Source organism: Streptomyces sp. PH10-H1 (assembly GCF_030063355.1).
Classification (GTDB): Bacteria; Actinomycetota; Actinomycetes; order Streptomycetales; family Streptomycetaceae; genus Actinacidiphila.
Genome location: NZ_JASISZ010000053.1, coordinates 43,523 through 62,959, shown reverse-complemented (window position 1 = coordinate 62,959; position 19,437 = coordinate 43,523). Strand labels below are relative to the sequence as shown.

The window sequence follows — 19,437 nt, the reverse complement described above, 5'->3', positions numbered from 1 at the left end:
TCCGTGGACCCCGGAACGGGGGTGTCCGGGGCCCACGGCCGAACCTACCGGGATTCAGCCGCACCCGTAGGTCGAGTCATGCTGGAGGCTATGACGCCTCGTGGTGAGCGTTGCCGTCAGAGACCGGCAATACCGGTGACCGCCGGAACGAGACCGGTGACCGCCCCGATGGGCAGAGCCGAGGTGGCGGTACCCACGAGGCCCTCGAGGCCGTTGACGCCGACACCGCCGGAGAAACCGACACCGACACCGCCGGAGACGTTGTCCAGGTCGTTGTCGGAAATCTCGCGGGTCTCGACCTGGGGCGTGAAGTCATTACGCATGAATTGCGATTCCCATCATTGTTTTTGGGTGTTCCTGAATGGTATCGGCCGATTCGGCGGCAAGCCGCTCCGGCCGGTTCAACGGTCGTCCGATGTCCGAGAATCCGGAAATCTGTCTGTGCAACTCCCGTTGGCAATAAGAGAGAACCACGTCAGCGGGCTGTCCGGCCACTCCGCCCGCCGGAACGTTTCGGTCAGTGTTTCGGTACCGCGACATGCCGGCGGGCAGAATTGTCCACCGGATGGCGACGACTTCTTCACATAATTTCAACGGCCAATTCTCATGGGCGCGTCCCGCTGTTGATCCCGGTGGGACATACCGGCCTTTACGGTTGAGGGGCGCCCTGTGTATTGCGGTCCCGTCAAGCCGTGTTGCGTCCTTGTGTGTGCGATGTGCAGGATTGACGGAGCGGCACTTCGGCGGCGGGGCCGCCGGCCGGGCCTGCCGCCTCGCCGGCTCACCTCGGGCCGGGGCGGCCCGTCGTGTGGCCCTGCAGGACGGCCGGAAGCTGGTCGCGTCCCTCGATGCCGAGCTTTCGGTACGCCTTGGTGAGGTGGATCTCGACGGTGCGCTGTTGCACCAGAAGTATTTCGGCCAGCTGCCGGTTGGTTCTGCCTTCGGCGGCGAGCATCGCTGTGCGCAGTTCGGCGGCCGTCAGGGAAGCGACGCCCTCCATACGGGTGGACTTGGGCTGGCGGCCGCCGGAGGCGGACAGTTCGATACGTGACCGCTGCGCCAGGTCCGCACAGCCGCACTCCTCCGCCAGTTCGAGAGCGGCACGGAGCGCTCGCCTGGTGGGCACCGGGAGCTTGGACCGGCCGAGGGCCGACCCGTACTCGGTCAGGGACCGCGCCAGGTCGAGCTTGGCGGTGGACCGCTGCAGGACGGAGACCGACTCCTCCAGCGTGGCCAGCCCCTGGGAGCCGCCGACGACGACCCCCAGCACGCGCAGCGCGACACCCGATGGGCCGGGAGCGCCCCATCGGCGCGCCTCCTCGACCGCGTCCACGGCCTGGCGGCGCGCCTCGGCCGTCTCCCCCAGCATCAGCAGAGCCGTCGCGGCACTGGAGCGCCACGGTGCGACTGCGGGATTGTGCACGTTCCAGGACGGGAGCCGGCTGCCCGCGGTCAGCAGATCCCGGAGCCCCTCGGCCGGGTGTCCGGCGGCGACCCGCAGGCGGCCGCGTGCGAGCAACAGGGCTGTGCCGGCCCAGGTCTCCGGCACCTCACCGCACAGGTCCGACTGCTCGACCAGACCCGTCGCCCGGTCGTGGTCGCCCAGGTCGACCAGGATCTCCACCAGCCGGGCCAACAGCTCCACCGCCGCGCCCTTGTCGCGTGGCGCCCCGCAGCGTATGAGCAACTCGAGCGCGATCCTGGTGTCCTCGGCCGCCGCGGGCATCCGGCCGAGCCGGTGCGCCACTGCGCCGCGCAGCGACCGTGCCGCGGCCAGGTACGGCAGGTGCTGCCACCGGCCGGCATGGCCCACCAGGGCATGGCAGCGTTCGTAGGCGTCCTCGGTCCGGCCGGCCTGAGCCAGTACCAGCGCACCGCGCAGGATGGGCCGCACCGCGTCCGGGGTGACGGGAAGGACGGCCAACGCCTGCTGGGCCAGGGCCACAGCGCGGGCCCGGGACCGGCCGGCCCAGGCGGTTCTCATGGCGAGCAGACTGACGAAGCGGCCTTCGTCCACCCCGCCCTTGGGTATCTTCCCGGGCAGCCGGGACATGAGCTCCGCTGCCGCATCGGCGGTTGCCCGACTGTCGAATTGGAGCTCCGCCGCGCACAGCGCCTGGTCGGCGGCGGGGGAATCCGTCCTGGCGCCGACGAGTTCGACGGCGGCCCGGTGACGCCCGGTCACGGCGAGCAGGTCCGCCAGCTCCCGTACGACGCCGGCCCGGCCTTCCGGTTCGGCAGGATGACCGGACACCTCGGTCAGATGGCGGATCGCCGACGTGACGTCCACGTATCCCTCGGCCCGGCCCAGCTCCGTCAGGAGCGCGGTCCGCATCGCGTCCGGCATCGGCTCGCTCAAGGCCCGGCTCAGATATGCGGTGGCCAGGACGGGTTCGCCGCGGCCGAGCGCGGCCTCCGCGGCGTCGCGCAGGACGGTGATGACCCACGGCTCATCCAATACCCGTGCCGGCGTGGCCATGAGCTGTTCTGCCACCCGGTTCCCGGGAGCTCCGGTGGATCGTAGGATCCGGGCCGTCTTGACGCGCAGGGTCTGCAGGTCCGCGAACGGTATGTGCTGGATCACCGTGGTGCGCAGCAGGGGCTGGGAGAAGGTTACGGACCGATCCGCCACGCGCAGCAGTCCCGCCCGGTCGAGCGCCGTGCTGACCTCCATGACCAGCGACGGTTCGGCGTCACAGATCCCGGCGACGCGGCCCAGGTCCGCCTCGTCCCCGAGGACGGCGACGGCTCTGGCGACATCGAGAGCGTGCGGTGATATCCGGCGCAGGCGTGCGTGCACCCCGGAGGCGAGTCGGGATACCGAGACATCGCCGAAGACCGCCGCCGCGTCGGCGGTGGGTTTGACCCCCTGGTCCCTCAGCACCGCGGTCAGCTCCGTCACGAACCGGGGGTTGCCTCCCGCTTCGCGCATGAACGCGGCCGTGAACGCTCTGTCGGGTGCGACGGCGAGAGTGCGTTCGATCACCCCCGACGTGGCCGGGACGCTCAGATCCGCCGGGTGGAGCTCGACCGCGCTGACGGCCAGCAGCTCGTCGAGGACGGCGGGATCCGTGCACGGCTCACCGGGGCAGAGGGTGAGTATCACCGCGATCCGCGCGTGATCGATGCGCTGCGGCAGGGTGCTGAGCCAGCGCAGTGACTGCCGGTCCAGCGACTGCAGGTCGTCCACTGCCACGAGCACGGGAGCCCGCGAAGCCAGGTACGCCAGCGCCCGGTTCAGGGCGTGGAGCTCGGCCATCGGCGTCTCGCCGGCGGGCAGGGTGACCGGCGGTTCCAGAGCCCCGCACAGGGAGTCCGCGCCGGTGTCCAGACCGGCTTCCACGAGTTCCGGCAGTGCGGGCTCGAACAATCTGCTCACCAGCCCGAAGGGCAGATCCCGTTCCGGTGAGCTGCCTCGGGCCGTGAGCACGGTGAACCCGCTGCGCCGGGCCAGGTGAACCGCGGCGTCGAGCAGAGCCGTCTTGCCCATCCCCGCGCCGGCGTTGATCACCACGACGCTGCCGGCGTTCTCAGCCGCTCCGGCCAGCATCGCCTCGACCTCGGCGATCTCCCGGTCGCGGCCGAACAGTCCTGACGGGGCCATCTTCATATGCGCATCACTCATTACTGCGGCCGGGTGTCATGAAGCAGGCGTGATGACGAGCACGTCATGCACGCTGTCGCCCCGGCCCCGATCGATTACGGACTGGTCGCCCGTAGCGGGCCCGGGGGCACCGGGGCAGGCTCCGCTACGTCATCAGGCAGTCCTCTGCTCCACCGCGCCGGTTTCAAACGCCTCGCCGTCCGATGGAAACGACAACTTGACCTGCACGTTGTCTGGACGGCGGCGACGGCGGCGATGCGGAGGTTCCCCCGGGCCAGGATCCGCGTCATCGGCACGTCGAGCTGCCGCCGGTACGATTCGTCGCCGGCCGGGTCAGAGCCGTTTGGCGCTGCGCAGCCACTTGGCGTAGAAGCCTTCGCCGTCCAGGCGTGAGTCTCCTCCGAGGTCGCCGAGGGTGGGACCGTTGGCCTCTTTTCGGCTGGAGATGAAGCGGGCGTGCCCGTCGGTGTCCAGGCCCAGGTAGATGGCCAAGTAGTCGAGGCGCGTGCCGGTGCGCTTGTCCAGTTCAAAGAAGAGCAGGTCTCCGGGTTGCAGCGCGTCGATGGAGGCGGGCCGGCTGCAGTAGTAGAGCGGGTGCGGACGATGCTGTCCCGCCGATGGGCTGAGCGCACAGCGGGCCGCTGCCGCAATCACGGCGATCAGCCGTCCCGGTCCCGGGCGGCCTGGAGCCGCCCCGCTTCTTCTGTGATGTGTCCGGAACCGGCGCGCGCGGGCGCGCTCAGCGCTGGTTCAGGAGGCGGTCGATGGCCCGGCGGGCCCGTGCGGGTGCGTCCGGGTCGCGGTGGAGCTGGATGGCCTGGTCGGTGGCCAGCGCCACACCGTTCAGCTCGAAGGCGAGTTGGCCGACATCGGTCCCCTCGGGTAGCTCACCCGTCCGCACGGCATCATTCAACCCGGCGGCGACGTAGTCCGACCAGCTGATCGAGGCGGTGAGCACCGCGTTGCGGACCGGGCCCGGACGCCTGTCGTACTCGGTGGCGACCGAGGCCAGGAAACATCCGCCGTGCCCTTCGGCGTCGGCCATGTAGTCGATCCATTCCCCGAACGCGCGGGTGAGGCGCTCCAGTCCGGGATCGGCGCCGGCGACCCGGGCGGGGACCCGCAGGCGGAACTTCTCGACCGCGGCCTGCAGGGTGGCGAGTTGCAGCGCCTGCTTGCTGCCGAAGTGGCCGATCACGCCGGCTTTGCTCATCCCCAGATCAGTGGCCAAGCGGCCGATGGTGAGGCCTTCGAGCCCTTCTGTGGAGGCCACCGCGAGGGCGCGCTCGATGATCCTGGTGCGGGTGGTGGCCGTTTCCACAACGGACTTGCGCGGGCTCATGGGAACAGCTTAACCTACCGATCGTTCGCTAAAAGCTTACGAACGTTCGTTATCCAAAGGAGTGGGCCATGAAGATCCACCACCTCAACTGCGGGTCCCTGCGCGAGATCGAGTCGGCCGCGGGAACCCTGCCCGCCGTCTGCCACTGCCTGCTCGTCGAGACCGACCACGACGGCCTGGTCCTGGTCGAGACCGGGCTCGGCACCCCGGATGTGGCGCGCCCCCAGGAGACTCTCAGCCCGGAGTTCGTCGGTCGGGCCCAGCCGGTGCTCGACCTGCGGGAGACCGCCCTGCACCAGGTGACCGGGCTCGGCTTCCGGCCCGAGGACGTACGGCACATCGTGCTGAGCCACCTGGACCTCGACCACGCCGGCGGCCTGCCCGACTTCCCCTGGGCCAAGGTGCATCTGCGCGAAGCCGAGCACCGGGCCGCGATGGGCGCCCCCGGGCACCACCCGGAGGACCGGGCCCGCTACCGTCCGGCCCACTGGGCACACCGCCCGCTGTGGGTGACCTACCCGGGCCATCAGGGTGACCCCTGGTTCGGCTTCGACGCCGTACGCCCGCTGGAGGGTTTGGACGCCGAGATCTTCCTGATCCCGCTGGGCGGCCACACCCTGGGGCACAGCGCGATCGCCGTCGCGGACGACGAGCGCTGGCTGCTGCACTGCGGCGACGCCTACTACTTCCACGGCGAGGTCGACCCCGACCGGCCGCACGGCCACCCCGGCATGGACATCCTGCAGCAGATCACCGAGGTGGACCGGCCACTGCGCATGGCCAACCACGCCCGACTGCGCGAACTCACCCGGCTGCACGGAGACGAGGTGAGCATCTTCAGCGCCCACGACCCCTGGGAACTGTCCCGGTACGCCGTCTGACCGGCGGGCGTCGAGGGCGCATCGGATCCATGCCGACTGTCTTCCCGCAGCGGCGGACGATTCACCGTGCGGACCGGGAGACCGCCTCGTCGGAGTGTCAGGACCCGGGCGGCCCAGCACCGGTGGCGGGCCGTGGTGTGGGCCCATAGCTTCGATTGGGTGGAGGCATACCCCACCCAGCGGTCGAATGCGCCGGGCGCGGGGGCTGCCGACCGGCGTCGATCCGATCCGCTGCCGAGCGAGACGTTGCCTCGACGGAATCCTGGAAAGAAAGTTGGGACTCATGCCCTCACGACGGGCTCGCCACCTGGCGGGCATCGCCGCCTGCCTCGTCACGACAAGCGTGCTGGGACTGGGTGCCGCGCCGCCCGTACAGGCCGCCGGCCGGCAGATCGTCCGCCCCGGTGAGTCGATCCAGCAGGCAGTCGACCGGGCGCGTCCCGGCGAGACGATCCTCCTGCTCCCCGGCACTTACCGCGGAAGTGTCCTGGTCACCGTTCCGGACCTGACGATCCGGGGGGCGGGCAGCACGACGGTGATCACTCCGGCGGCTCCTGCGGTCCGCACCCCGGGCGCCGCGGGAGCCGCCGCCGGCTCCGAACCCACCGGCGGCTCCTGCGCCGCTCCGGGTCACGGCATCTGTGTCCTCGGCACCGCGGGCCACCGGGTCGCCGGCGTGCGCATCGAGTCACTCACCGTCTCCGGGTTCGCGAAGAACGGCGTCTCGGGCTCCGAGACCGATCGAATGACCGTCCGCGACGTCCTCGTCGAGAACAACGGCGAGCAGGGCATCAGCCAGGAGAAATCCATCCGGGGCCGACTGGTGGGCAACCACGCCAGACACAACGGGCAGGCAGGGATCTTCCTGGCGAACGACGCCTACGCCGAGGGCGGGGCGCTCGACACCGAGGGCGCCGTGATCAAGGGCAACGACCTCACCGGGAACCGGATCGGTACCGTGCTGCGGCGCGCCAGGAACCTCACGGTCGAACTCAATTCCATCACTGGAAACTGCGCGGGAGTCTTCGTGATCGGCGATGAGGGGCGTCCCCGAGGTGGCGCCCTGACCGTGCGCGGCAACCGGGTGAACGAGAACAACACCTACTGTCCGCCGAATGCCCGGCTGCCGTACCTCCAGGGCATCGGCATCGTCCTCACCGGTGTGGAGGACACGCTGGTGACGCGCAACCAGGTCAACGGCAACGTCGGCGCCTCGCCGATGTCCGGCGGTGTCGTGCTGTTCCACAGCTTCGTGGGCGGCCCCGACATTAACAACACCATCCGCGGCAATGAGGCCGTCGGCAACGGGCCGGCCGACCTGGCCGACCGGGACCGCGGGGCAGGCAACACCTTCAGCGGCAACACCTGCCGGATCTCCGAGCCGGCCGGCCGCCACTGCTGACCGACCGCACGATCCGGACACTCCGCCTCACAGGAGAAAGGCGCCCCATGACCACCACCGCACCCTCCCACACACCACCCGTCGGCCCCCCCGCTCCGATGCGGCTGCGCGAACTCATCTTCGGTGCCGCCTGCGCCGCGGCCGTCCGCGCGGCGGTCCGGCTGCGACTCGCGGACGCCCTGGGCGACGCGCCCGCCACCGTCCACGAACTGGCAGCGGCGCTGGGCACCGAGCAGCAGCCGCTGCGCCGGCTGCTGCGGGCGCTGTCCTGCTACGGGGTCTTCGCCGAGACCGAGGACGGACGCTTCGTCCATACCGAGATGTCCCGTCTGCTCCGCGAGGACGCGCCGAACAGCCTGCGGTACATCTCCCTGTGGTGCACGGAGCCGTGGACCTGGGATGCCTGGCCGCGGCTCGACGAGGCGGTCCGCTCGGGCCAGAGCGTCTTCTCCGACCTCTACGGCAAGGACTTCTTCGACTACCTGCACGCCGACGCGGGCGACTCGGCCCAGGTGTTCGACAAGGCCATGACGACCTCCAGCAGGCAGTCCGCCCAGGACATCGCCGACTTCGTCGACGTGACCGGAGTGTCGAGCGTCGTGGACATCGGCGGCGGGCAGGGACACGTGCTCGCCAGCCTGCTGGAGAAGCACCCGAGGCTGCAGGGCACCCTGCTCGACCTCCCCACGGTGGTGGCGAACGCGGATCCGCGGCTGCGTGACGGCGGCACGCTGGCCTCGCGCGTGCGGCTCGTCCCGGGCGACTGCCGCAGCGCGATCCCGGTCCGGGCCGACCTCTACATCATCAAGAACATCCTGGAGTGGGACGACGACAGCACCCGGAAGACCCTGCGCAACGTCGTCGGGTCGGCCGACCCGGGCGCCCGGGTCCTGGTCATCGAGAACCTCGTCGACGACAGCCCGTCGATGCGGTTCACCACGGCCATGGACCTGCTGCTGCTCCTCAACGTCGGAGGTGCCAAGCACTCCAGGAACAGCCTGGTCAGCCTGATGACGGAGGCCGGTCTGGCCGTCGGAGACGTCCAGCCGATCAACTCCTATCTGCACGCGTTCCACAGCACCGTGCCGGTGTAGCAGGCGCAGGAAACCGCGCACCCGCGGGCACCGGGAAGGTGCCGGCGGGTGCGCGGTTTCCTGCGCCCGACCGGAGGGCGGATCAGCCGATGGTGGCGGCTTCCCCGCTCCCCTCGGTCTCCTGGGCCTTCTCGACATCCGCGGCCGTGTTGCCGTCCGCCGCCAGGTCCTGCTCGGCCGACATCCTGGCGACGAAACCGGTGGTGTGCCGCGCCGTACGGAAGAGCGGGTGCGCCAATGCCTGCCGCAGGAAGCCGAGGGTGGTCCGTACACCGGGCCCGTCCACCCGGAACTCGCTTAGCGCGCGGTCCATCCGAGCCAGCGCCTGCGCGCGGTCCGGTGCCCACACCGCCGCCTTGGCCAGCAGGGAGTCGTAGTCGGGCCCGACCACCCAACCCGGATAGGCGTGGGTGTCGACCCGGACGAACGGGCCGCCCGGCGGCACGAACTCCGTCAGCAGCCCCGGCGCGGGAGCGAACTCGCGCGCCGGATCCTCGGCGTTGACGCGGCATTCGAGCGCTACGCCGCGGAAACCGACATCGCTCTGCCCGAACGACAGCGGAAGCCCGGCGGCGATGGTGATCTGCTCCTGGACGATGTCGATCCCGGTGACCAGCTCGGTGACCGGATGTTCCACCTGAAGACGGCAGTTGATCTCCATGAGGTAGAACTCGTGGTCCGGCGTCACCACGAACTCGAACGTGCCCGCCCCGACGAAGCCGACCGCAGACGCACCGCGCACAGAAGCAGCGCACATCGCCTCGCGCAGCTCCTGCGGCACTCCGGAGGCCGGGGACTCCTCGATGAGCTTCTGATGCCGGCGCTGCACCGAGCAGTCGCGCTCACCCAGATGGACGACGGAGCCGTGCTGGTCGCAGAGCACCTGGACCTCGATATGGCGCGCGTCCTCGACGAAGCGCTCCAGATAGAGCCGGTCGTCGCCGAACACCGCCTGCGCGTGGGCCCGCGTCTCGTTGTAGGCGAGCCGCACATCGTCGGCGGAGCGCACCACCGCCATGCCCCGGCCGCCACCGCCCGCGACGGCCTTGAGGATCACCGGGAAGCCGACCTCCTGGGCCAGCGCCTTCGCCTCCGCGGCGGACACCAGCGCCGCGGTGCTCCCGGGCAGCACCGGCAGTCCGGCCTGTGCCATCGCGGTCCGGGCCGCGGCCTTGTCGCCGAGCTGGTGCATCACCTGCGCGGGCGGACCGATGAAGACGATGCCGTTGGCCTCGCAGATCTCCGCGAAATCGGGGTCCTCCGACAGGAACCCGTACCCCGGGTGGATGGCCTGCGCGCCGGTCTGCAGCGTCGCCTCGATGATGGCGGGAATGTTGAGGTAACTGCCCTTCACGGGCGGCGGACCGATGTGCACCGACTCGTCGGCGAAGCGGACGACGGCCGAGTCACGGTCCGCCGTCGAGTACACCGCCACCGTACGGATGCCGAGTTCGCGGCAGGCGCGGGCGACCCGTAGGGCGATCTCTCCCCGGTTGGCGACAAGGACCTTCGAGAACATGAGCATCACCTCGGTGATCGGGGGCCCCGGGACCGGCGGCCCTACTCGTCGTCAGCCCCTGCGGCGACCGGCGCCAGGGCGATCAACTGCTGGTCGAACTGGACCGCTTGCGCATTGGGCACGAGCATCTCGACGACCCTGCCGCCCTCGTCCGCGGTCAGGGTGCTCATCATCTTCATGGCCTCCAGGATCCCGACCTCCTGGCCGGGCCGGACCACGTCACCGACCTTGACGTAGGGCTGCGCGTCCGGAGCCCCAGCGTGGTAGAAGGTGCCCACCATCGGGGCCCGCAGATACCGGAGGTCGTCGGCCGGCTCGGCCACCGCTTGGCCGGTCTCCGTGCCGTTCACCGCCGCGGCACCGGCAGGCACCTCCACGGCGCCCGCAGGCACCGCAGCGACACCCGCGGGCACCGGCTGGGCCCGTACCGGATCCGGCCACTCGACCTCGACGGTCGTCGTGCCGTCCTGCATCCGGATCCGCCGCGGTGGATCCGGGGTGGTACCGGCCAGTTGTGCCACGCTGCGGAACACGGCGTCGAGCACCGCTCCAGCGGGCGATTCGGCGTTGGGACCCGGTACGTCCCGCGCTCCGTCCTCCGTCCGGCCGCCGTTCTCTCCCGGCTCCGACTGGTCGCGGTCCGTCGTCATAGTGCACCTCTTTCCGCACGTGGGTCGTGCTCTAGGCCGAATCGGTGGAACCGGCTCCCGCGTTCCTCGAGCAGCCGCTGCGGCTCCCATCCGTCCAGCTCGTCCAGGGCGGCGGCCAGGGCGTCGCCCAGCAGGACCGCTGCCTGGGCGGGGTCCGTATGCGCACCACCGGGCGGCTCGGGCACGACACCGTCGACGATACCGAGGCCGAGCAGATCCCGGGCGCCGACACGTAGTGCGGCAGCCGCGGCCGGCGCCGCCTTGACGTCCTTCCACAGGATGGCCGCACAGCCCTCGGGGCTGATGACCGAGTAGACGCCGTTGGCGCTGACCAGTACCCGGTCCGCGACGGCCAGCGCCAGGGCGCCGCCGCTGCCGCCCTCGCCGGTGACCACCGCGATGATCGGGACCGGCAGCCGGGCCATCAGTCTCAGGTTCTCCGCGATGGCGACCGCCTGGCCGTTCCGCTCCGCCTCAGGACCCGGGTTGGCGCCGGGCGTGTCGATCAGCGTCACCACGGGCAGGCCCAGCTTGGCTGCCAGCCGCATGAGCCGCGCAGCCTTGCGGTATCCGCCCGGGCTCGGCATGCCGAACTTCCGGCGCTGCCGCTCGGCCAGGTCGTTGCCGCCCTTCTGATGCCCGATCAGCATGACGAGTCGTCCGCTCAGCCGTCCGGGGCCGCCGACCACGGCGGCGCAGTCCTCGGCGATCCGGTCGCCGTGCAGCTCGTGAAAGCCGTCCAGCAGGTGTACGGCGTAGTCCAGGGTGGTCGGGCGGTCGGGGTGGCGGGCGAGCCGGACGGCCGACCAGGAGTCCGTCCGGGGCAGTTCCTCGGCGCGGCGCAGGATGCGGCCGGCCCTCGGCGGGGTGCCGGATGCGGCCGGCGCCGCGGGGGTTGGTGACTGCAGGCTGAGCAACTGGGCGATGGCCGACCGCTGGGCGGCCCTGCGCACCACGTCGTCGATCAGCCCGTGGGCGAGCAGGAACTCCGCCGTCTGGAAGCCCTCGGGAAGGCTCTCGCCGGTTGTCTGCTCGATCACCCGGGGCCCGGCGAAGCCGAGCCGTGCGCCGGGCTCGGCGATGATCACATCGGCGAGGGTGGCGAACGAGGCGGCCACGCCCCCGTATGTCGGGTCGGTGATCAGCGACAGCACCAGGATCCCGGCCTCGTCCAGCTCGGCCAGCGCGTGCGCGGTCTTCGCCATCTGCATCAGCGAGAGCACACCCTCCTGCATGCGTGCCCCGCCCGAGGCGGTGACGAGCAGCAGCGGGATCCGCAGTCGCAGGCTGGTCCTGGCCGCCTCGGTGATCTGGGCGCCGACTCCGCTGCCGAGACTGCCGCCGAGGAACCGGAAGTCCATCGCCGCGACCACCACCGGCCGGCCCTCGATCGTCCCCCGGGCACAGAGCACCGCCTCGCGCATCCCGGTCACCGCCCTGGCATCCCGCAACCGCTCCAGGTACGGACGGGTGTCGACGAAGTCCAGCGGGTCGCTCACGCACTCGACATGCGGGAGCAGCTCCGCCGAGCCCGGGTCGAGCAGGTGGTCCAGGCGCTGCTGGGCCGTGAACCTGGCGTGCGAACCGCAGTCGGGACACACCTGGAGGGCCCGGCTGAAGCGTTTGGTGTAGATCAACGCGACGCAGTCGCCGCAATGCACCCACGCGGGGGCCTCGCCGGGCTGGGCGTTCTCGACGTCGAGCATGTTGGTGTCCTTCCAGCCTGGCGAGGCCCGGGGGCGAACGGCCCGGGCGGGTCGGTCACTTGGCGCTGCTGGACTCCCAGCGGTAGAACTCGTGGGCCATCGCGTCCTTGGGTTCGCGCCAGGTGGCGGGGTCGTAGGCCTGGACGAACGCGGTGAGGCGTTCGCTGATGTCCCGGAACTCCGGATGGCCGCTGAGCTTGGCGACCTGGGGGCCGGGCGGCCGGTCCGCCTCGATCAGGTGGAGGTACAGGTCGCCGAACTGGAACAGGCTCCGGCTGGTCACACCGATCAGGTGCGGCAGTTCCCCGCGGTCCGAGTCCGCGAAGGTCTCGGCGATGTCAGGGGCGGCATCGGGCCTCATCCGAGCGACGATCAGCGCGCGGTGCATCTCTCGTGTCCCTTCCTTGCTGTGACGGGTGGTGGGGGTGCGGGCCGTTCAACTCGGAACGGATGCCTCGGCGCCGCGCCCGGTCTCGCGGGCGTGCTGCTCGACCTTGTCCCGGATGAGCTCCATCTGAATCCGCGAGTTGCGGTTGATGTGGTCGGTCATCCCGGCGTCGTCGACCGGCGCGGTGGGTTTCATCGCGAAGTCCTGGATCCAGCGCATCAACGTCCCGCCGGGAACCTCCCGGTACTCCCATCGGATGTTCATGTGCTCGAAGGGACCGGTCTCCACCCGGCGGGCACGCACGGTGAGCGAGGGCCGGTCGGCCTCCCGCTCGGAGACCCAGCTCCAGACCTTGCCGTTCTCATCCGGGTGCATGGTCAGCCGGAAGGTGACCTTGTCGCCCGCGCGCTCCAGCACCTCGACGGACGCGTACTCGCTGAACATCCGGGGCCAGCGATCGAGGTCGTTGGTCACCTCCCAGGTGACGTCCAGCGGGGCGGCGATGACGATCTGGTTGTCGGTGCTTCCGGCCATGTCAGGCTCCTACGGTGAGTTGCGAGTTGACGATGTCGAGGAACTCCTGCGGGGTCTTGCAGCTCTCCGGTTCGTTGCTGATCTGCCGCCCGTACCGGTTCTCCAACTCGGACACGATGCCGAGCAGGCCGAGCGAGTCGAGCCCGAACACATCGAAGTGGGTGTCGGGCCGGCTCGCCATCTCCTGCGGGTCGACGGCCAGGCCCGCCCGGCCCTTCATCAGGGTGGCGAGCTCTTCGAAGGTGACAGGACCATTCATCGGATACATCTCCTTCAGGGAACGAGTTCGGGGAACGGACTCGGGGAACGGGTTCGGGGGACAGGGGTCGCACACCGGTCTACGCGCGCCGCAGCACCAGGGCTGAGTTGCAGCCCATCAATCCGCGGCTGAGCACCAGGGCCGTGCGCAGCGCGGCACGCCGCGGATGACCGGTGACGAAATCGAGGTCGTGGCGTATCTCGGTGATGTTGGGAGTGGGGGGCAGCACGCCGTACTCCAGGGCGAGCACCGCCGCGGCGGCGTCGAGCGCGGAGGCGGCGGAGTAGGCCCGGCCGAAACCGGTCTTGGGCGCCGTCACCGGAACGTTCGCGGCGTGCGGGCCGAGCGCGTCGGCGATCGCCAGTACCTCGGCCTGGTCGGCCTCGGGCACGCCCAGGGCATCGGCGAACACCACGTCGATGTCCTCGGCGGCGCACCCGGCATCGTCCAGGGCGCCGCGGATGGCCCGCGCGAGCCCCTCCCTGGACCGTTCCCAGCCCGCGGTACCGGTGAACGTCGCGCAGTGTCCCGCGACCACGGCCCTGGCCCGGGCGCCCCGGCGCCGCGCCGCGCCCTCCTCCTCCAGCACGAACATCGCGCCGCCCTCGGCGGGCGAGAACCCGCAGGCGTCCTCGGTGAACGGCAGGTAGGCCCGGTGCGGGTCCTCGGCGACGCTGAGTTCCGGGTAGCCGAGCTGGCAGACCACCGAGTACGGGGCGAGCGGCGCCTCCGTGGCGCCGGCCACGACCGCGTCCGTGCCGCGCCGGATGGCCCGGCTCGCCTGCGCGAACACGTCCAGGCCGCCCGCCTCGTCATTGGCGAGCACCCCGCACGGTCCCTGGAAGCCGCCCCGGATGGAGATCTGTCCGGTGCTGGCGGCGTAGAACCAGGCGATGGACTGGTACGGGCCCACGAAGTTCGGGCCCTGGCTCCACAGGTTCTGCAGCTCGCCCTGGCCGAACTCGCCGCCGCCGGAACCGGCGGCGGTCACGACGCCGATCGCGAAGGGCGACTCCGCGTCGGCCTTCAACCGCGCGTCGCCGAGGGCGAGATCGGCCGCGGCCATCGCGTAGTGCGTGAAGCGGTCGGTCTGCACCAGGTAGCGGCCCTCGATGAGTCCCGCCGGGTCGAACTCGCGGACCTCGCCCGCGACGCGCAGCGGCAGCCGTTCACAGCCCTCGCGGGAGATCCGTCCCAGGACGGACACTCCCTGCTGCACCGCCTTCCAGAAGGCTTCGGTGCCGACGCCGTTCGGCGCCACGACGCCGAGACCCGTCACCACGGTCCGCCGTTCCGTCGCGGCAGGTTCGGTCGTACTCATGCCGTCCTCCCATCGGGAAGTGAGAGCACCACCGCCGACTGGAATCCGCCGAAGCCGCTGCCGACCGAGAGCACCGTGCGCAGGGGTACGGACCGTGCGGTCCGCGGCACGTAGTCGAGGTCGCACTCCGGGTCGGGGGTGCCGTAGTTGGCGGTGGGCGGGACCACGCCGTTGTCCAGTGCCAGCGCGCAGGCGACCAGCTCGATCGCCCCGATGGCACCCAGGGAGTGGCCGACCATGGACTTGATCGAACTCATCGGCACGTCGTACGCGTGCGCGCCCAGCGAGCGCTTCACGGCCGCCGTCTCGTGCCGGTCGTTCTGCTTGGTGCCGGAGCCGTGCGCGTTGACGTAGTCGATCTCCGTGGGGTCGATCCGGGCCTGCGCCAGCGCCTGGTCGATCGCCTCGGACATCTCCCGGCCCTCGGTGGTGAGGCCGGTCATGTGGTACGCGTTGCCGAAGGTGGCGAAGCCGCGGATCTCGCAGTAGATCCGGGCGCCGCGGTTGCGGGCGTGCTCCAGTTCCTCCAGGAGCAGCACGGCCGCGCCCTCGCCCAGCACGAATCCGTCCCGGTCGGCGTCGAAGGGACGGGAGGCGTGCGCGGGGTCGTCGTTGCGCGTCGAGGTCGCCTTGATCGCGTCGAAACAGGCGACGGTGATCGGCGAGATCGGCGAGTCGGCGGCTCCCGCGACGACGATGTCGGCCTTGCCCTCCTCGATGGCGTGGAAGGCGTGGCCGACCGCGTCCAGTCCGGAGGTGCAGCCCGTCGAGACCGTCTGCACGGGACCGTTCGCGCCGAGGTCCTCCGCGACCTCGGACGCCAGCGCACTGGGCGAGAACGCCCGGTGCAGGTGCGGGCCCGCACGCCGGGGGTCCACTTCCCACCGGTCGCCCGAGCCGCTCACCCCGACGTAGTCGTGTTCCAGCCGGGTGGTTCCACCGACCGCCGACCCGAGGGAGACGCCGACCCGCCACGTGTCCTGCGTCCGCAGGTCGAGGCCCGAGTCGCGGACCGCCTCACCGGCCGCTGCCAGCGCGAACTGGACGTAGCGGTCGGAGCGTTCGGCCCGCACGGGGTCGAGGCCGCAGGCCATCGCGTCGAAGTCGCACTCCGCCGCGATCCGCGAGCGGAATCCCGTGGGGTCGAAGAGCGTGATGCCCCGGGTCGCGGTCCGCCCGGCGGTGAGCAGATCCCAGAAGGCCCGCACTCCGATGCCGCCGGGAGCGACCACGCCCAGTCCGGTGACCGCCACCCGCCGGATCACGCCCTGGCCCCCGTGTGGTCGGGGGGTGCTGCGGCACCGGTCCGAGCCGCCGCACCGGCGTCCGCCGTGTCCTCGGTGTCCACGTGGCCGAGTTCGGGGCGGGGCGCGAGCGGTCCCAGGTGGAAGACCATCCGTGCCTCAGTGCTGCCCACGTTGCGGAAGCGGTGCCGGACATCACGGGGGATCAGCAGGCCGTGGTCCGGGCGCAGCGGGTGGCTCTCGCCGTCCAGATCCACCTCCAGGGACCCGCTGACGACGAAGACGAACTCCTCGGAGTACGGGTGGTAGTGCTCGCCGATCCGCTCGCCGGGCTGGATGATCGCCAGGCCCATGAAGCCGCTGGTGGCACCCACCGTGGCTGGGGTGAGCATGGCGCGCAGGTCCCCGCCGCGCCGGCGGTTGGGCGGCGCTTCGTCGACGTGCACGATCCGGATGTCTGGCTGAGTGGTCATGATCGCCCTCTCAAGGTGGCGGCAGGGGACAGGGGGGTCGGTGCTCCAGGGCTCAGGAGGCCTGGGCTCGGCGGTCGGTGACGAGATCCAGCGCACAGCCGGCGAGGTAGCGCCCGACGCCGGCTTCGGTCGTCAGGTCCACGTCCTCGCCGAGGTCGAGCAGTTGGCTCAGTTCGGCCGCCGCGGCGCGCCCGTAGGGGCCGGGCGCCGATGGCCTGGGCCCCCGCAGATCGATCACGCGGACGAGGACGTCGTCGCGCAGGAACACGGTGCTGCCCACGAGCGGCTGCGCCGGATCCTGGGCCGCGGTCTCGTCCAGCTGGGAGAGCAGTTGAGCGGCGGCCGCGCCGCGTCCGGGCTGGACGGGGTGGAGGAACGCCCGGCGGGTCGCGTCGTCGTCCGGCCCCGACCCGCCCGCGTGGTGCGCCGCGGGCAGCGCCGCGCGGGCGAAGAAGGCCCGGGCGGACGACGGGTCGCCGAGGTCACGAGCCTCTTCGAGGTATGGGTTGAGTGCCTCCTCGACGGCCCTGACCTCGGGCTGCATCGCGACGTGCCGCAGCGCGTTGCCCAGGTCGCCGGTCACTTCGACGGCACGGACCACCCGGTTGCCGCGCATGAAGAGCGAGGTGCGGCGCAGCCGGGTGACATCGTCGACGCGCGCCTGTGGCGAACGGTAGCCGGCCAGGATCTTGGCCACCTCCGGTTCGCTGCCGGGCTTGACGGTGAAGGTGAGCGCGTGGCGCACCACTCCGCCGATGGACAGCGGCGGGGTGGGCAGCGGGTCGAGACCGGCGGCGCGCGGCCTGGCCTCGGTGGCCGCACGGACCCGCTGTTCTCCCGCGGCCGCGGGGTCGGGCGTCTCGCGGGCGATGACGAATCTCAGTGATGTCGTATCGCGGACGCACCCGTGCAGGGGCTCCACCATCGCGCGGTGGGCCGCGCTTTCCACCCAGTCCAGGAAGGGCTCGGAGCTCTCCCACTCACTGGTGATGAGCCATTGCGAGGAGTTCCCGAGCGACTGGCAGAGCTGGTCGCTGACGTGGCCCGGCACTCCTGCCACCTGGTGGCGGATCTGCTCGTAGGCGTCGAGGAAGTGCTGCTGCTTGCCGTCGAGGACGTCCAGCAGCAGGACGACTCGGAGCCGGGAATCCCCGGTCTTGGCGTGTGGGGCCTGCTGTTCGGTGAGGGTTGAGGTTCGCATATGCCCGATAGTTACTTAATGCGATGGAATGTGCGAGATACGTGAGTCACGCGGGTGAAGATCCGCTCAACTCGGTCGTGCACGGGAATAGGTGGACGCAGCGGAACGACCGTCGCGAGCCCGTGTCGGCGACCGCAGCACCTACACGCACATGTCTGGAGAGTCATGACGTCGAAAGCCGGCGATCACGTTCCCGTCCTGATCGTGGGCGGCTCCCTGGTGGGGCTGTCCACCTCGCTCTTCCTCGGCCGCCTCGGCGTCGAGCACCTGCTGGTGGAACGGCACGAACGGACCTCGGAGCATCCGCGCGGGCGTGGCAACAACGTCCGCACGATGGAACTCTTCCGCACCGCCGGGGTGGAGTCCCCGATCCGCAAGGCGGCGTCCGTCCTGGCCGAGAACCACGGCATCCTGCAAGCTGACACACTGACCGGCGCGGAGCAGGAGTGGCTGTTCCGGAAGATCGACCCGGGCGGTGCGCTGTCCCGGCTCAGCCCGTCCGGGTGGTGCCTGTGCAGCCAGAACGACCTGGAACCGGTCCTCCTGCGCAGCGCCCGGGAGCTCGGCGGCGACATCCACTTCGGAACCGAACTGGTCTCATTCGAGCAGGACGGCGACGGCGTAACCGCCGAACTGCGGAATCGCGCGACGGGCGGGAGCCGGACGGTCAGGGCGGACTATCTGGTCGCCGCCGACGGGCCGCGCAGTCCGGTCCGGGAGCAGCTGGGCATCGGCCGGACCGGGCAGGGCGACCTGTTCCACAACGTCAGTATCACCTTCCGCGCCAAGCGGCTGGCCGACGCGGTCGGCGACCGCCGCTTCATCGTCTGCTACCTGACGAACCCGCAGAGTCCCGGAGCCCTGCTGCCGGTCGACAACCAGGAGCAGTGGGTGTTCCACGCGCCCTGGCGCCCCGATGGCGGGGAGACCCTGGAGGACTTCACGGACGAGCGGTGCACGGAGCTCATCCGCACCGCGACCGGCGTACCCGACCTGGAGCTGGAGGTCACCGGAAAGGCGCCCTGGCATGCCGCCGACCGGGTGGCAGAACGCTACGGGGCCGGCCGGGTCTTCCTGGCCGGCGACTCCGCGCACGAGATGTCCCCGACCGGGGCGTTCGGCTCGAACACCGGGATCCAGGACGCCCACAACCTGGCCTGGAAGCTCGCCGCGGTGCTGCGCGGCTGGGCGGGCCCCGGCCTGCTGGAGACGTACGACGCCGAGCGGCGGCCGGTGGCGCTGGCGACCAGCGCGCGCGCCGCGGCGCGGTCCGCGGAGCACCGGCACCCCGGCTACGACGTGAGCCCGGGCACCGGCCGGCAGCCCGGGATGCTCGCGATGGTGCTGGGCTACCGCTACCAGTCCGGCGCGGTCGTCGGTGCCGAGCCGTCCGGGCCGGCCGTCCCGGAGGAGTTCCGGCCCGTCGCCGAGCCCGGCGGCCGGGCACCGCACCTGTGGCTGCGCCAGGACGGCCGCCGGGTGTCGACACTGGACCTGTACGAGCAGTGGCCGGTGCTGCTCAGCGGTCCGGCGGGCGGAGCCTGGCACGCGGCCGGCGAGCGGATCGCCGCGCGGACCGGCATCCCGCTCGTCTGCCACCAGGTGGATCCCGCGGAGCAGGACCTGCTGGCGCCCGAGGACGCCGCGGACTGGGCGGCGCTGCACGGGGCGGAGGCGGACGGAGCGGTCCTGGTCCGCCCCGACGGCTTCGTGGCGTGGCGGGCACGCACCGCGGACACCGACCCGGAGCGGACGCTGACGGAGGTACTGGACACCGTGCTCTGCCGCGGCTGACGGCGCCGTACGGTCACCACCTGAC

The 19,437-nt window shown here is 71.1% G+C and carries 17 protein-coding genes and 1 pseudogene; 4 read left to right on the top strand and 14 right to left on the bottom strand.

Features of this window, described 5'->3' with window-relative positions; translation table 11 throughout:
* Positions 1-116: 116 nt before the first annotated feature.
* From QMK24_RS27670 to QMK24_RS27655, 4 genes and pseudogenes are all read right to left on the bottom strand, one after another.
* Positions 117-323: a hypothetical protein gene (locus QMK24_RS27670; protein ID WP_283469514.1), complete on the bottom strand. Its 207-nt coding sequence runs from the start codon at positions 321-323 to the stop codon at positions 117-119.
* Between the two features lie 458 nt (positions 324-781).
* On the bottom strand, positions 782-3,610 hold the full coding sequence (locus tag QMK24_RS27665) for an ATP-binding protein (protein ID WP_283469513.1): 2,829 nt from the start codon (positions 3,608-3,610) through the stop codon (positions 782-784).
* Between the two features lie 327 nt (positions 3,611-3,937).
* Positions 3,938-4,180 (bottom strand): annotated as a pseudogene (locus tag QMK24_RS27660) (hypothetical protein); the annotation flags it as partial.
* 163 nt (positions 4,181-4,343) lie between these two features.
* On the bottom strand, positions 4,344-4,946 hold the full coding sequence (locus QMK24_RS27655; protein WP_283469512.1) for a TetR/AcrR family transcriptional regulator: 603 nt from the start codon (positions 4,944-4,946) through the stop codon (positions 4,344-4,346).
* A gap of 68 nt (positions 4,947-5,014) precedes the next feature.
* On the opposite strand from QMK24_RS27655, the gene QMK24_RS27650 reads away from it, so the two are divergent.
* The 3 genes from QMK24_RS27650 (at position 5,015) to QMK24_RS27640 (ending at position 8,323) form a co-directional block, all read left to right on the top strand.
* Complete coding sequence (locus tag QMK24_RS27650) at positions 5,015-5,827, top strand: MBL fold metallo-hydrolase (protein ID WP_283469511.1); 813 nt, start codon at positions 5,015-5,017, stop codon at positions 5,825-5,827.
* 283 nt (positions 5,828-6,110) lie between these two features.
* The gene (locus QMK24_RS27645; RefSeq protein ID WP_283469510.1) at positions 6,111-7,229 is read left to right on the top strand and encodes a right-handed parallel beta-helix repeat-containing protein; all 1,119 of its coding nucleotides are present in this window, start codon (positions 6,111-6,113) and stop codon (positions 7,227-7,229) included.
* Positions 7,230-7,276: 47 nt separating this feature from the next.
* Positions 7,277-8,323, top strand: a complete 1,047-nt coding sequence (locus QMK24_RS27640; RefSeq protein WP_283469509.1) for a methyltransferase — start codon at positions 7,277-7,279, stop codon at positions 8,321-8,323.
* Positions 8,324-8,405: 82 nt separating this feature from the next.
* Here the strand turns inward: QMK24_RS27640 and QMK24_RS27635 are convergent, their stop codons facing one another.
* The 10 genes from QMK24_RS27635 to QMK24_RS27590 all read right to left on the bottom strand — a co-directional run bounded on the left by QMK24_RS27635 (position 8,406) and on the right by QMK24_RS27590 (position 17,618).
* A complete protein-coding gene (locus QMK24_RS27635) occupies positions 8,406-9,842 on the bottom strand; it encodes an acetyl-CoA carboxylase biotin carboxylase subunit (RefSeq protein WP_283469508.1) in 1,437 nt (478 codons plus the stop codon).
* Positions 9,843-9,883: 41 nt separating this feature from the next.
* Entirely contained in the window at positions 9,884-10,492 is a 609-nt protein-coding gene (locus QMK24_RS27630; RefSeq protein ID WP_283469507.1) for an acetyl-CoA carboxylase biotin carboxyl carrier protein, read from the bottom strand.
* Positions 10,489-12,198 carry an acetyl-CoA carboxylase, carboxyltransferase subunit beta gene (gene accD, locus QMK24_RS27625; protein ID WP_283469506.1) on the bottom strand — a complete coding sequence of 570 codons (1,710 nt, stop codon included), beginning with the start codon at positions 12,196-12,198 and terminating at the stop codon, positions 10,489-10,491. The genes QMK24_RS27630 and accD overlap by 4 nt, the downstream gene beginning before the upstream one ends.
* A gap of 55 nt (positions 12,199-12,253) precedes the next feature.
* On the bottom strand, positions 12,254-12,586 hold the full coding sequence (locus QMK24_RS27620; RefSeq protein WP_283469505.1) for a TcmI family type II polyketide cyclase: 333 nt from the start codon (positions 12,584-12,586) through the stop codon (positions 12,254-12,256).
* A 48-nt stretch (positions 12,587-12,634) separates the two neighbouring features.
* Positions 12,635-13,120 carry an SRPBCC family protein gene (locus QMK24_RS27615; RefSeq protein ID WP_283469504.1) on the bottom strand — a complete coding sequence of 162 codons (486 nt, stop codon included), beginning with the start codon at positions 13,118-13,120 and terminating at the stop codon, positions 12,635-12,637.
* Position 13,121: 1 nt separating this feature from the next.
* Positions 13,122-13,379 carry an acyl carrier protein gene (locus QMK24_RS27610; protein ID WP_283469503.1) on the bottom strand — a complete coding sequence of 86 codons (258 nt, stop codon included), beginning with the start codon at positions 13,377-13,379 and terminating at the stop codon, positions 13,122-13,124.
* A 79-nt stretch (positions 13,380-13,458) separates the two neighbouring features.
* The gene (locus QMK24_RS27605) at positions 13,459-14,700 is read right to left on the bottom strand and encodes a beta-ketoacyl synthase N-terminal-like domain-containing protein (protein WP_283469502.1); all 1,242 of its coding nucleotides are present in this window, start codon (positions 14,698-14,700) and stop codon (positions 13,459-13,461) included.
* Positions 14,697-15,965, bottom strand: a complete 1,269-nt coding sequence (locus QMK24_RS27600) for a beta-ketoacyl-[acyl-carrier-protein] synthase family protein (RefSeq protein ID WP_283469501.1) — start codon at positions 15,963-15,965, stop codon at positions 14,697-14,699. The genes QMK24_RS27605 and QMK24_RS27600 overlap by 4 nt, the downstream gene beginning before the upstream one ends.
* Entirely contained in the window at positions 15,962-16,417 is a 456-nt protein-coding gene (locus tag QMK24_RS27595; protein ID WP_283469500.1) for a cupin domain-containing protein, read from the bottom strand. Before QMK24_RS27595 ends, QMK24_RS27600 begins: the two co-directional genes overlap by 4 nt.
* Before the next feature lie 52 nt (positions 16,418-16,469).
* Complete coding sequence (locus QMK24_RS27590) at positions 16,470-17,618, bottom strand: SchA/CurD-like domain-containing protein (RefSeq protein ID WP_283469499.1); 1,149 nt, start codon at positions 17,616-17,618, stop codon at positions 16,470-16,472.
* 165 nt (positions 17,619-17,783) lie between these two features.
* Here QMK24_RS27590 and QMK24_RS27585 point away from each other — a divergent pair, with 165 nt between their 5' ends.
* Positions 17,784-19,412, top strand: a complete 1,629-nt coding sequence (locus QMK24_RS27585) for an FAD-dependent oxidoreductase (RefSeq protein ID WP_283469498.1) — start codon at positions 17,784-17,786, stop codon at positions 19,410-19,412.
* Positions 19,413-19,437: the final 25 nt, after the last annotated feature.

Excerpts from the sequence above, each read along its gene's own strand:
- QMK24_RS27635 (WP_283469508.1), bottom strand. The coding sequence starts at position 9,842 with ATGTTCTCGAAGGTCCTTGTCGCCAACCGGGGAGAGATCGCCCTACGG.
- QMK24_RS27630 (WP_283469507.1), bottom strand. The coding sequence starts at position 10,492 with ATGACGACGGACCGCGACCAGTCGGAGCCGGGAGAGAACGGCGGCCGG.
- QMK24_RS27615 (WP_283469504.1), bottom strand. The coding sequence starts at position 13,120 with ATGGCCGGAAGCACCGACAACCAGATCGTCATCGCCGCCCCGCTGGAC.
- QMK24_RS27620 (WP_283469505.1), bottom strand. The coding sequence starts at position 12,586 with ATGCACCGCGCGCTGATCGTCGCTCGGATGAGGCCCGATGCCGCCCCT.
- QMK24_RS27595 (WP_283469500.1), bottom strand. The coding sequence starts at position 16,417 with ATGACCACTCAGCCAGACATCCGGATCGTGCACGTCGACGAAGCGCCG.
- accD (WP_283469506.1), bottom strand. The coding sequence starts at position 12,198 with ATGCTCGACGTCGAGAACGCCCAGCCCGGCGAGGCCCCCGCGTGGGTG.
- QMK24_RS27640 (WP_283469509.1), top strand. The coding sequence starts at position 7,277 with ATGACCACCACCGCACCCTCCCACACACCACCCGTCGGCCCCCCCGCT.
- QMK24_RS27665 (WP_283469513.1), bottom strand. The coding sequence starts at position 3,610 with ATGAAGATGGCCCCGTCAGGACTGTTCGGCCGCGACCGGGAGATCGCC.
- QMK24_RS27605 (WP_283469502.1), bottom strand. The coding sequence starts at position 14,700 with ATGAGTACGACCGAACCTGCCGCGACGGAACGGCGGACCGTGGTGACG.
- QMK24_RS27670 (WP_283469514.1), bottom strand. The coding sequence starts at position 323 with ATGCGTAATGACTTCACGCCCCAGGTCGAGACCCGCGAGATTTCCGAC.
- QMK24_RS27590 (WP_283469499.1), bottom strand. The coding sequence starts at position 17,618 with ATGCGAACCTCAACCCTCACCGAACAGCAGGCCCCACACGCCAAGACC.
- QMK24_RS27655 (WP_283469512.1), bottom strand. The coding sequence starts at position 4,946 with ATGAGCCCGCGCAAGTCCGTTGTGGAAACGGCCACCACCCGCACCAGG.
- QMK24_RS27585 (WP_283469498.1), top strand. The coding sequence starts at position 17,784 with ATGACGTCGAAAGCCGGCGATCACGTTCCCGTCCTGATCGTGGGCGGC.
- QMK24_RS27650 (WP_283469511.1), top strand. The coding sequence starts at position 5,015 with ATGAAGATCCACCACCTCAACTGCGGGTCCCTGCGCGAGATCGAGTCG.
- QMK24_RS27610 (WP_283469503.1), bottom strand. The coding sequence starts at position 13,379 with ATGAATGGTCCTGTCACCTTCGAAGAGCTCGCCACCCTGATGAAGGGC.
- QMK24_RS27645 (WP_283469510.1), top strand. The coding sequence starts at position 6,111 with ATGCCCTCACGACGGGCTCGCCACCTGGCGGGCATCGCCGCCTGCCTC.